Annotated in this window: 13 protein-coding genes; 8 read left to right on the top strand and 5 right to left on the bottom strand. The window is 72.5% G+C overall.

Annotation, left to right across the window (positions count from 1 at the left end; all coding sequences use genetic code 11):
* The 7 genes from NBZ83_RS24240 to NBZ83_RS24210 all read left to right on the top strand — a co-directional run.
* Nucleotides 1-710 (top strand): sensor histidine kinase (locus NBZ83_RS24240; RefSeq protein ID WP_261575868.1); only part of this gene is annotated, 710 nt, incomplete at its 5' end.
* On the top strand, nucleotides 707-1,348 hold the full coding sequence (locus tag NBZ83_RS24235) for a response regulator (RefSeq protein ID WP_261565586.1): 642 nt from the start codon (nucleotides 707-709) through the stop codon (nucleotides 1,346-1,348). The genes NBZ83_RS24240 and NBZ83_RS24235, both read left to right, overlap by 4 nt.
* Before the next feature lie 156 nt (nucleotides 1,349-1,504).
* The gene (locus tag NBZ83_RS24230) at nucleotides 1,505-2,563 is read left to right on the top strand and encodes an ATP-binding cassette domain-containing protein (RefSeq protein ID WP_261575867.1); all 1,059 of its coding nucleotides are present in this window, start codon (nucleotides 1,505-1,507) and stop codon (nucleotides 2,561-2,563) included.
* On the top strand, nucleotides 2,560-3,381 hold the full coding sequence (locus tag NBZ83_RS24225; protein ID WP_261565589.1) for an ABC-2 transporter permease family protein: 822 nt from the start codon (nucleotides 2,560-2,562) through the stop codon (nucleotides 3,379-3,381). Before NBZ83_RS24230 ends, NBZ83_RS24225 begins: the two co-directional genes overlap by 4 nt.
* Before the next feature lie 91 nt (nucleotides 3,382-3,472).
* Nucleotides 3,473-4,516: a CD225/dispanin family protein gene (locus tag NBZ83_RS24220; protein WP_261575866.1), complete on the top strand. Its 1,044-nt coding sequence runs from the start codon at nucleotides 3,473-3,475 to the stop codon at nucleotides 4,514-4,516.
* A 127-nt stretch (nucleotides 4,517-4,643) separates the two neighbouring features.
* Nucleotides 4,644-5,303 (top strand): molybdopterin-dependent oxidoreductase, encoded by a 660-nt coding sequence (locus NBZ83_RS24215; RefSeq protein WP_261565593.1) that lies wholly within the window; start codon nucleotides 4,644-4,646, stop codon nucleotides 5,301-5,303.
* Nucleotides 5,290-6,129, top strand: a complete 840-nt coding sequence (locus NBZ83_RS24210; protein WP_261575865.1) for a cytochrome b/b6 domain-containing protein — start codon at nucleotides 5,290-5,292, stop codon at nucleotides 6,127-6,129. The genes NBZ83_RS24215 and NBZ83_RS24210 overlap by 14 nt, the downstream gene beginning before the upstream one ends.
* Here NBZ83_RS24210 and NBZ83_RS24205 read toward each other — a convergent pair.
* Together NBZ83_RS24205 and NBZ83_RS24200 are read right to left on the bottom strand one after the other, a co-directional pair.
* On the bottom strand, nucleotides 6,098-6,532 hold the full coding sequence (locus tag NBZ83_RS24205) for a CD225/dispanin family protein (protein WP_261575864.1): 435 nt from the start codon (nucleotides 6,530-6,532) through the stop codon (nucleotides 6,098-6,100). The genes NBZ83_RS24210 and NBZ83_RS24205 overlap by 32 nt on opposite strands.
* A gap of 11 nt (nucleotides 6,533-6,543) precedes the next feature.
* Nucleotides 6,544-7,179, bottom strand: coding sequence for a CD225/dispanin family protein (locus NBZ83_RS24200; RefSeq protein ID WP_261575863.1), 636 nt, complete (start codon nucleotides 7,177-7,179; stop codon nucleotides 6,544-6,546).
* 589 nt (nucleotides 7,180-7,768) lie between these two features.
* On the opposite strand from NBZ83_RS24200, the gene NBZ83_RS24195 reads away from it, so the two are divergent.
* Nucleotides 7,769-9,118: a glycoside hydrolase family 26 protein gene (locus tag NBZ83_RS24195; RefSeq protein WP_261565601.1), complete on the top strand. Its 1,350-nt coding sequence runs from the start codon at nucleotides 7,769-7,771 to the stop codon at nucleotides 9,116-9,118.
* 134 nt (nucleotides 9,119-9,252) lie between these two features.
* On the opposite strand, the gene NBZ83_RS24190 is transcribed toward NBZ83_RS24195, so the two are convergent.
* The 3 genes from NBZ83_RS24190 to NBZ83_RS24180 form a co-directional block, all read right to left on the bottom strand.
* Nucleotides 9,253-9,732, bottom strand: coding sequence for an NUDIX hydrolase (locus tag NBZ83_RS24190; RefSeq protein WP_261575862.1), 480 nt, complete (start codon nucleotides 9,730-9,732; stop codon nucleotides 9,253-9,255).
* Between the two features lie 102 nt (nucleotides 9,733-9,834).
* Nucleotides 9,835-10,494 carry a TIGR03085 family metal-binding protein gene (locus tag NBZ83_RS24185; RefSeq protein ID WP_261565604.1) on the bottom strand — a complete coding sequence of 220 codons (660 nt, stop codon included), beginning with the start codon at nucleotides 10,492-10,494 and terminating at the stop codon, nucleotides 9,835-9,837.
* Nucleotides 10,495-10,728: 234 nt separating this feature from the next.
* Nucleotides 10,729-11,169, bottom strand: coding sequence for a response regulator (locus NBZ83_RS24180; RefSeq protein WP_261557730.1), 441 nt, complete (start codon nucleotides 11,167-11,169; stop codon nucleotides 10,729-10,731).
* Nucleotides 11,170-11,232: the final 63 nt, after the last annotated feature.

Raw genomic sequence — 11,232 nt, 5'->3', positions numbered from 1 at the left:
CCCCCGACCCCACCCCCGACTCCGACTCCGGCCACGACCACGACCACGGCTCCCGGCCTGGCCGGGACGGAGGCGAAGACGGATCGCGGGGCGCGGATGGGGACGCCATCGGCTCGATCGGTCCCCTCGGCGCGATCGGTCCCCTCGGCGCGACCAGTGCGAGCCGGCTGCCCGCGCCGCCGCTGACCGGGCTGGGCCGACTGCCGTCGCTGCTGCGCGAGGTGCGACTGTGCGGCGTTCCGATCGAGCTCGTCGCCGAGGACGAGGCCGATCGGCTGACCGGGCTACCCGCCGACCTCGACCTGGCCGCCTACCGGATCATCCAGGAGTCGCTGACGAACGTCCTGCGCCACGCACCGCCGGGCCGGACTCGGGTCCGGGTGGCCCTGGCCACGGCGGGAGGCCGGCTCACGCTCGACGTCATCGACCGGCCCGAACCGTCACAGCCATCCGACTGGGCTGACCGGCCCGAAACCGCCGAGCGTCCGGACCTGTCCGGACCGTTTCGCGACGGCGGCTCGGCGCGGGAGAATGACGCGATCCCCGGCCGAGGGAGGCAGGGCGGTCAAGGGCTGACCGGATTGCGTGATCGCGCCGCGGAACTGGGCGGCATCCTGTCCGCCGGCCCGGTGCCCGACGGCGGCTGGCGGGTCTGGGCCGAGCTGCCGCTGCCGGTGGGCGGCCGCGAGCAGGCGGAGGTGCGCGCTTGATTCGGGTTGTGATCGCCGACGACCAGCCGTTGGTCCGACTCGGGCTGCGGGTCCTCATCGAAACCGAGGACGATCTCGACCTCGTCGGTGAGGCCGAGGACGGTCGGGCCGCGATCGAGATCGTCCGGGCCACCCGGCCGGACGTGGTGCTGCTCGACATCCGGATGCCGGTGGTCGACGGCCTGGCGGCGCTGCGGACGATCGTGGCGGACCCACAGCTGGCCACGACCAGGTTCGTCATGGTCACCACCTTCGAACTGGACGAGTACGTCTTCGAGGCCCTGCGCGCCGGCGCCTCGGGCTTTGTCCTCAAGGACACCGAGCCCGCGGACCTGCTGCGGGCGATCAGGGTCGTGGCGGCGGGCGAGTCGCTCCTTTCTCCCACGGTGACCAGGCTCGTCATCGAGACGTTCGCTCGCCGGCCGGCGGTGATGGCCCCGGATCTGAGCGGGCTTACCGTGCGTGAGCGCGAGGTCATGAGCCTCGTGGGCCACGGGATGTCCAACGACGAGATCGCTGCCCGACTGGTGATCAGCCCCGCGACGGCCCGCACCCACGTCAGCCGGGTGATGGTGAAGCTCGCCGCCCGCGACCGGACCCAGCTCGCCGTCCTGGCCAACCAGGCCGGCCTGGTCTGACCAGGCAGGTTCGGACCCGGCGCGCTCGGACCCGGCGCGCACCGCACCTCCCGCGTCCGCGCGTACCGGTACACCGCCGGGCGACGCTCATTTGCGTACGCCGGTGTCGCCCGTCGACGGACGACGGCACCGGTCCGGGCCGACAGGCTGATCGGCATGACGACAACCTCCGGCCCGCGCCACGCCATCGACATCCGCGGTCTGACGAAGCGGTACGGCCGGCGGACCGTGGTCAGCGAGCTCGACATCACCGTTCCCGAAGGCGTCGTCGCCGGCTTCGTCGGACCCAACGGCGCCGGCAAGACGACGACGCTGCGGATGCTGCTCGGCCTGGTCCGCCCCAGCGGCGGGCGGGGCACCGTCCTCGGGCAGCCGCTGCACGCGCCCGCCGCCTACCTGCCGCGGGTCGGCGCGCTGATCGAGAGTCCGGCCCTGTACCCGGCGCTGTCCGGCGCCCGAAACCTCACCGCGCTCGCCGCCCTCGGCGGCCAGGATCCCGCCCGGGTGGACGACATCCTCGACGAGGTCGGTCTCACCGGCCGCGGCGGCGACCGGGTCCGGTCCTACTCGCTGGGGATGAAGCAACGGCTCGCCATCGGCGCCGCCCTGCTCCCCGACCCGGACCTGCTGATCCTCGACGAGCCGACGAACGGCCTGGACCCCACGGGCATCCGCCACATGCGTGAGCTCATCCGCACACTGGCCGCGGCGCCGGCCCCGGCCCCGGCCTCAGCAGCCGCCGTACCCGGTGGGCCGCGGCGCACCCGCACCGTGCTCGTCTCCTCGCACCTGCTCGCCGAGGTGGAACAGATCTGCGACTGGCTGATCGTCGTCGAAGGGGGCCGGCTGGCCTACCAGGGCCCGACCGACAGCCTGATGGCCACCCGGGCCCATGACATCGTCCTGCGCCCGGAACACGACGAGGACGTCGCGCTGCTCGCGGACCTGCTCGCCGGCCTGTCGGTGCCGGCGGTCCGCCGCCCCCACGACGTGGTCGCCAGTCTGAGCGTCGGACCGGCGGACTCTCGGGAGCACGCTCGTCTGCTTGCCGGCATCAACCGGGCCGCCGCGGCCAGCGGCGTCACTCTCATCGAGATGTCGCCCCGCCGGCTCAGTCTGGAGGACCGCTACCAGAGCCTGGTCGCGCAGTCCCGCATCAATGCCGCCGCCATGACCTCAGTACACGTTACGACCGATCTGGAGATGTCGCGATGAATCTCGTCCTGGCGGCTCGGCGCTCCTTCCGCGCCGAGCTCATCAAGCTGTGGCGGCCGAGCACCGCGGTGGCGATGGGCATCCTCGCCCTGCTCAGCGTGCTGTCGACCGTCCTGGTCATTGGCATGGCCGATGCCGGCGGGTCCGGTGCGGCCACCACCGGCAGGCCGGTGGGCTTCGACGTCACCACCGGGCAGGTGTCGACGGCAGCCGGAGCGGCCCTTGGTTTCACCGGCGGCAGCAGCTTCACCGGCCTACTGATCTTCCTCGTTTTTGCGATCACCATCACCCTCGAGTACAGCCAGGGGACGTTGCGAACGCTGTTCCTGCGCGAACCCCGCAGGCTGGGCTGGCTCGCCGGCCGGATGACGCTGATGCTCGTCCTGGTCGCCGTCGCGCTGATCGCCGCACTCGTGCTCAGCCTGGCGGTCGGGCTCGCCGTCGCCGCGCTCCGCGGGATCGACACGTCCGCCTGGTGGAGCGCCGCCGGCTTCGGGCATCTTGCCTCGGGTTACCTCGACGCGCTGGTAGCCGCAGCCTTCTTCGGCGTGGTCGGCACGGTACTCGGGCTCGTGCTGCGCTCGACGGCGCTCACGCTGGCGGTCGGGGTCGCCTGGACGTTCCCGATCGAGCACATCATCCAGGAGTCGTGGGGCGGGTCGAACCGCGTGTTGCCCGGCCTCGTGTTCGACGCGATCGGCCAGGGCGGCGTCGCTGAGGCCGGCTACGGGACGGCACTGCTGGTCGGGGCGGGCTACGCGGTCGGGGCCGCCGTGCTCGGGGCGGTCGCTCTGTCCCGCCGGGACGTCACCGCCTGATCACGCAAATGCGACAGGACGCGGGCGGCAGCCTCGACAAAAGCCTATGATTACCACGTAACGCGCCCGGCCGACGACAGGGGAGCCCTGGGTGAGCCCGTTCGACCGGCTCGTCCGCGAGCTCGACGGGACCGACGCCTACGCCGTCCTCGGCGTGAACCGCTCCGCCGACCGCACCGAGATCCGCCGCGCCTACCGGGCCCGAGTCCGCGCCCACCACCCCGACAATCCGGCCAGCCGCCATCCCGGCTCGATCCGCACGATGCAGCTCATCATCACCGCGCACGAGCTGCTCGACAAGTGGCGCGACGACTACGACGCCCGCACCGGCCGCCCGCACCGGGACGCGCATGCCACCCGCCCGTCCAAGGACACCCGCGCCACCTCACCGGCCCGGGACCTCCGCACCACCTCACCGGCCCGGGACCGCCGTGCCACCCAGCCGCCCGCGGACGGCCCTGCCCGGCCTGCCACTCGTGGGGTCGCGGGCAGCGACGACACCGCCGGCCACCACTTCTTCTCCAGCGGTCACCACTACTCGACCGGCTATCCGACGAGCCGGTTCCAGGGGCCGGGCACCCAGCCCCATCACCGGGCGACCTGGTCGGGGTCCACGGCCGGCGCGGAGCCCGCCGGTCCCGCGACCCGCACCGATCACGCCACCCACGCCGACTACAGCGCCCCCACCGACTCCGCTGCCACCGCTGGTTCCACCGCCACCGCTGGTTTCAGCACCCGGGCTGCCTTCAGCACGCGCACCGACTTCAGCACGCGCACCGACTTCAACATCCGGGCCGAAAACGGCATCCCGCCCGAGGGCGGCGGGCGGCCCGAAAGCGGCGTCCCGCCTGATGGCGGGGACCGGCTGCCGCAGCGGCGGGCTCCCGGCCACCGGGCCGTGCGGGTCCGCAACCACCTCGGCCTGTCCATCATGGCGACCATCCTGTGCGCGCCGGTCGGGGCGTTCGGGCTGGTGTACTCGCTGCGGACCACCGACCGGCTCGCCCGGGGCGACCTGGCCGGGGCCCGGCTGGCCTCGCGCCGCTGCCGCGCCTGGTGTCTGGCCGCGACCGCCGCCGGCGTCGTCATCCTCGGCGTCCTGGCCGTCGTCGGGGGACGCGACGGCCCGGTCTGACGGCGCCCCGAGTCCTTACGGAATGCTGTCGTCCCCCGGCCCGGCACTCCGAATGGACCGACGGCGGTGTTGACTGGGCAGCGTGGCATCCGATGGCACACCCGTCGGGCGACGGGTCGTCCTCAGCATGATCGCCCTCGGGGCCGCGGGAGTCGCGTTCGGGGCGCCGGTAGAACGCGCCGCCGAGCGGGTGGTGGCTCCGATCCGAGAAAACGACCCGACGGGGCTGTCCGACCTCGTGCCCGTCGGGGGCTTCCGCTACTACACGGTGACCTCCAGCGTCCCCCGACTCGGCCCGGCCGACTACCGACTACGCGTGCATGGCCTGGTCGACCGGCCGATGACGCTGACGCTGGCCGACCTCGGCCGGATGCCGCAGGCGACTCTCGTGCGCGATTTCCAGTGCGTGACGGGCTGGCGGGTCGGGGCGGTGCACTGGTCGGGCGTGCCACTGCGCGACCTGCTTGCGGCCGCCGGCGTACGGCCCTCCGCCACCGCGCTGACCTTCCGTTCCTTCGACGGCCTCTACACCGAGAGCCTCACCCTCGACCAGGCCACCCGACCAGACGTCCTGGTCGCCCTGACCATGCTCGGCGCGCCGGTGACGCACGACCACGGCGGACCGGTCCGGCTGTACGTCGCGCCGATGTACGGCTACAAGTCGATCAAATGGCTGGGCGAGATCGAGGTGGTCGACACGGTCACCCCGGGCTATTGGGAACGCCAGGGGTACGACGTCGACGGCTGGGTCGGCCGGTCGAACGGGCGGGCCGATGAAGCCGTCTGACCCGCCGCCGCCCGCCGACCCGCACGACCCGCCCGGGTCCGCCGTCACCCCGGCACCAGATGCCGGCGCGACACCCGCGGCAGAGCGGATCGCGTCCGGGTCGGGCCTGGTGCGCCGGTTCGGCCGGGTGCCCCGATGGGTGCACTGGTCGACGGCGGCCCTGATGGGCTGCTGCCTGCTCACCGGCGCGACGCTCTACCTGCCGCAGCTGGCCCGGCTGGTGGGTCGCCGTCAGCTCGTCGAGACCGTTCACCTCTACACCGGGCTCGCCCTGCCGGTGCCGATGCTGGCTGCGGCCGCGTCGGCCGACTACCGCCGCAACCTGCGTGCGCTCAATCGGTTCACGGCGGCGGATCGCGCCTGGCTGCGCGCCAGCCTGCGGTTCGGCTCGTGGCGGCGGGCCGCCGCACGGACCCGGATCGCGGCCGGTGTCGGAAAGTTCAACGCCGGGCAGAAGCTGTTCGCCGCCTTCGCGGCGGGAGGCGCCCTGGTGATGCAGGGCACGGGCGTGATCATGCAGTGGGGGGCCGGGCCGCTGGGCCCGATCCCGGTCGGCTATCGCACCGGCGCCACGTTCGTGCACGACCTGCTCGCCTACGGCCTGTTCTTCGGAGTCGTCGGGCACCTGTGGATGGCGGCCCACGACCCGGTCGCCCGCGTCGGCATGCGCACCGGCATGGTGCCCGGCTGGTGGGCCGCCCGGGAACATCCCGCGTGGTCACCGGCGGCGGCCGTCCCATCCCGCCCCGCGCCGACGGGCGAGATCACGAGCCCGGACGGCACGAGCGACGGGATCAGTCGTTGCGCGACGCGATCGCCACGATGATCACGATGGCGATCACGTAGACCAGCAGGACCACCGCGAAGGCGATGAGCGAGACGATGCACCAACGTCTGGCCCGCCCCGACGCCTGCCGGGCACCCAGAAGATCGCCGGCCTGCAGCCGGGTCTGCGCCTGGGTGGCATGGACGATCGCCACGATCCCCGTGGGCAGACAGCACAGCAGCGTCGCGACAAGCGACTGCCACAGGTAGGTCCTGATCGGCCGATCCGCGGCGCCGCCGCCCGCCTGCTGCTCCGGGTACCCGCCGGGCTGACCGGAACCACCCGGCCAGCCCACGGCCCCAGGACGATCGGGGTAGCTGGGGTAGTCGGGGTGCGGGTTCCACGCCGAGGGCGGCCCGGCGTCGGCCGGATCTGGACGCTCACCACCGGGCGGGCTGGACACCGCGGGGCGCCTCAGACCTCAGTCGGCCCGAGCGTCGAGTACGACGTGCTCGAGCTGCTGTCGAAACTGCCGACCAGGGCCAGGATGAAAAAGATGACAAACGACGCCACACCGGCGAGCACCGCGATGATGCACCACATCCGCGCCTTCTTCGAGGCGGCGAGCGCCCCGTTGATGTCGCCGATCCGCTGGCGGCCGTCGACCTTGGTCGCGAACACGATCGCCACGACGCCCGCGGGCAGGCAGCACAGGACGGTCACGACGATCGACTGCCACAGGTAGTTCGGGATCGGTCGACCGTACGGCGGCGGCGGGCCGAACCCACCGGGGCCGCCGTATCCCCCGGGGACCCCGTAGCCGGGGGGAACGCCGTAGCCGGGAGGAGCGCCGTAGCCTTCCGGACTGCCGTAGCCCTGCGGTGCGCCGTACCCGCCGGGTGGCGGTCCGTAGCCAGGCGCAGGGGCTCCATAGCCGCCCTGGCCCTGGCCGTAGCCACCCTGCTCGTAGCCGCCCTGACCCTGGCCGTAACCGCCCTGCTCGTAGCCGCCCTGACCCTGGCCGTAACCGCCTTGGCCCTGGCCGTAGCCACCCTGGTCGTTACCGCCCTGCGGGTACCCGCCTGGCGGGTACTCGGGTGGCTGGGACATACGGTGCACTCCTGATGTCGGCGGGGCGGCCGGGCCGAAGCCCCGCCGCCACCGCGCCCGGCTGCCATGACCACCGGGGCGCCAGACCAGGTGTCGCCGGCGCGCGCCGACCATGACCCCGATCGCTGCGGCGAATCCCGTGAGTCATCGACGTGAGTCACCACGGCACCCCAGTCCGCGCGCACATTGTGGCACAACCGGGATCTCCGCCCGCCATATGTCCACACCACGAGGCGTGATCGGATGCAACCGCCGGGCCCGGGGCCGGCGTGCGGTCGGGGGCCCCTCCCCGAGGGGGCCAGACACATCAAACCCACGGCTCCCACAAGGAGCACACATGGTTCAGGTGTGGCCAGGCCGGACTAATCGCCCATAGCGCCCGAGCTGGGACAACGTCCTAGATTCTATCCGTGTAGTGTCCCGTGCTATCTAACTAGGCAGGCAGCCGGGGCACCGAGGGGGTAACCCGGCAGCCAACCCCATACATCTCAGGCCGCTGCGCGACATGGAGGTCATCAGCTTCGATACCGAAGCAGGGACCCGGGGGGGTTCTGACGACGCCACCGCCACGCACGGAGGGATATCCGCGGTGAAACACCGACCGGAGAACAACTCCAGTCCACCCAGAGCCCGAGCCGGCTCCCGACGTCGCCGCCGCCGTCCGCACCACCCCGCCTGGATCGCTTCACTCGGCGTCCTGGCCCTGCTGGCCGCCGCCCTCGGCTGGAACATCGCCCCCGAAGGCGGCTCCTCCCCCGGCGATAACGGATCCACCACCGTCGAGGCCACCGCCGCCCACGTCCACGCGCGCGCCCGCGGAGGCATCCCGACGGCGACCCCAAGCGCGTCGGCCGGTACGGGCCGCCCGGGCCGCAATCACACCACGGTCGCCGCGCAGTCCCCCAGCCGGCCGGCCGCGGGTAGTGCACCGACCACCGCGAAGCCGGGAGTCCCGACCGCCACCAACCCGGCGTCGTCTCCGGCCACGAAGCCGATCACGAAGCCAACGACGCAGCCACTGGCCGCCCAGGCTCCGATCGTGCCCGTCAGCCGCGGGGGCGGCTCCGTGCCCGGCGGCATGAGCGGCGTCTCCGCCGGCTCGATGACGCAGGTGCAAGCGTGGGAGAGCTTCCGCGGCTCGCCCGTCAACGCCGTGCTTACCTTCAGCGACCGGTCGAGCTGGCAGACCATGACCAACCCATGGGTCGGCAGCGGGCCGGAGAAGTTCTCGACGTTCAACGGCACGTGGATCATCTCGCAGCCCTTCTTCCCGAACGGCGGCGGCGACATGAACTCGTGCGCGAGCGGCGCCTACTCCAGCCACTGGGCCGACTTCGGTCGCTGGCTGGTCAACAAGGGCCGCCCGGCGAGCATCGTCCGACTCGCCTGGGAGTTCAACGGCAACTGGTTCCCCTGGTCTGTGTCCAAGACGAACGCCACCACCTGGGTGAACTGCTTCCGGCAGGTCGTCGGCGCGATCCGCTCGACGGACCCGCAGGCCCGCATCGACTGGGCGCTCAACGCCCACAGCGGCGGTGCCTGGTCGGTGTACCCGGGCGACCAGTACGTCGACATCATCGGGATCGACACCTACGACCAGTGGCCCGCGAGCACCACTGACGCGGCCTTCGCCACGCAGTGCGCCGAGTCGGCCGGGCTGTGCTCGGTGATCGCCTTCGCGCGGCAGCACGGCAAGCAGTTCTCGGTCCCGGAATGGGGCCTGGTCGGCAGGTCCGACACGGGCGCGGGCCGGGCCGGGCAGGCCGGCGGCGACAACCCCGTCTACGTCCGCAATATGTACCGGACGTTCGCCGCGAACCGGGACGTCCTCGCCTACGAGACGTACTTCAACAACTCCGAGGCCAACAACGTGCACTCGTCCCTGCTCAACCCGAACGAGAACCCGAACGGCGCCGCCGCCTACGCCTCGCTGTGGTAAACCGGGTGGCGGGCCGGCCGCGGTGACCCCGCGGTGGGCCGCCACCCGCCGTCACAGCCCACCCGCCGTCACAGCCCGCTCGCCGACCCACCGCGCTCGCCGACCCACCGGGCGGGGTTGGCGGGCGGGCGCCGTCACAGCCGGATCGGCGCCGCCGGCGGTCCCGATCGCAGCCAGCCGTCGATGAGGCCGACCAGACCCGTCGGGTAGACGGTCTGCTCCGTCGCCCGCAGCTCGGGCACGGTCCACCAGGCCCAGCCGAGGATCGACCGGCGTTCGATGTCCGTCCAGGACGACGAGTCGACCTCGGGGCGGTTGGGCACCCGTGCGACGAAGAACGTCTCGAACTGCCAGAACGTGCGGCCCAGGTAGGTGAACAAAGCCCGGCGGGTGGCGACTTCCGGGCCCGGGTCGGGGAGGCGGTAGCCGACCTCCTCGAACACCTCCCGGACCGCGGCCTGCTCGGTGCTCTCCCCCTCGTCGAGGCCGCCGCCGGGCACGTGCCACCACTGCGGTGCGTTGTCGAGGGTCGGATCGTGCGACCGGAGCAGGAGCACCGCGTTGGAAGGGTCGACAAGCACGACCCGCGCGGCCAGACGGGTTTGCTGAGCCATCCCGCCAGCCTCGCAGCCCGCGCCCCCGCAGGTACTCCCCGCCGACGCGCAGGCCCCCGATGTGGTGCGAATCGCCGCCGGATCAGGGGCAGCCGGGACGGCCTAGAGACCGACGGGGGCGGCGTGCAGGCGCTCGACGTCGCCGTCGGCGCCACGCACCTCGACCCGCGCGACCTCGCCTCGCCCGAACGCGTAGAGAACGAGCTCCTCCGGCAGGCCCATGATCTCCACGGTCGGCTCGCCGGCGTGCAGGGTGCGCCGGCCCGGCCGGTCGATTCGCTCGGCGACGACGCCGAGCCCCGCCCGGCGGAACCCGGCGAATCCGATCAGCCGCAGGGCCGCCCACATCGCGTTGCGGCCCACGTCGTCCAGCTCACGCGGTTCCCAGCCGGCGTCCGCACGGCGGATGTCCTCGGCGTGGACGAAGAACTCGACGAAGTTCGCCGCATCGTCGATCAGCCCGAGCCGGGTCGGCTGCCACCACGGCGGTCCGGCCCGGAAGGTCTCCACCAGATCGGGATAGGTGTGGGCACGCATCGTGGACCGCTCGGCCCGCGCGGTGATGCCATGCAGACTGTTGAAGAGCAGCCCGGGTGCGGCCCAGGGCACCCGCTCCCGGGTGACGAGATGCGCGGCCAGATCGTGGTTGCTCCACCCGGCGCAGAGGGTGGGATGACCCGGGCCGAGGTCAGTGAGCAGATCCGCGAGCGCCTGCCGCTGCGTGCGGGCGCGGCGCTGGGCGGGTTCCGGTCCGGTCGCCATGAGCCGCACTCTAGGCGACGAGAGCCCCACCGGTGCGCAGCGCGACCGGCGCTGCGCACCGAATTCCCGATGTTCGCCCCGCCCGAGACCCGGCGCGACCGACCGGACGGGCACCGCCAGGCAGGTCATCCACCCTGTGGACGGCCGGCCACGCCGATGCCGCCGGCCGCGCTGGTGAGATGTCCCACCAGCGCGATGTCACCCGGCGGTGCGGTCGCGGGCGGGCCGGCCGGCCTACTGCCCGGGCAGGCGCGCGACCGTCACGAAGAAGTCGTCGATGTGGCGCACCACGGCCACAAACCGCTCGAAGTCGACCGGCTTGGTGATGTAGGCGTTGGCGTGCAGGTCGTAACTGCGCAACACGTCCTCCTCCGCCTCGGAGGTGGTGAGCACCACCACCGGGATCCGCCGCAGCCGCTCGTCGGCCTTGACCTCGCGCAGCACCTCTCGCCCGTCGCGGCGCGGCAGGTTCAGGTCGAGCAGGATCAGGTCGGGGCGGGGCGCGCCCGCGTACTCCCCCTCGCCGCGCAGGTAGGCAAGCGCCTCAACGCCGTCGCTGACCACATTGAGATGATTGCGCAGCTTGTGGTCCTCGAAGGCCTCCCGGGTCATCAGCACGTCCCCGGGATCATCCTCGACGAGTAGCACCTCGACCGGGACGAGCGGTTCGCTCACGATGATCCTCCGGATGGCCTTGCGTTGCTGGGTGCAGGGGCAGGGGCAGGGGCTGTCTCTGAT

Source organism: Frankia gtarii, assembly GCF_025403375.1.
Lineage (GTDB): Bacteria > Actinomycetota > Actinomycetes > Frankiales > Frankiaceae > Frankia > Frankia gtarii.
This window is presented reverse-complemented; position numbering and strand designations above follow the sequence as displayed.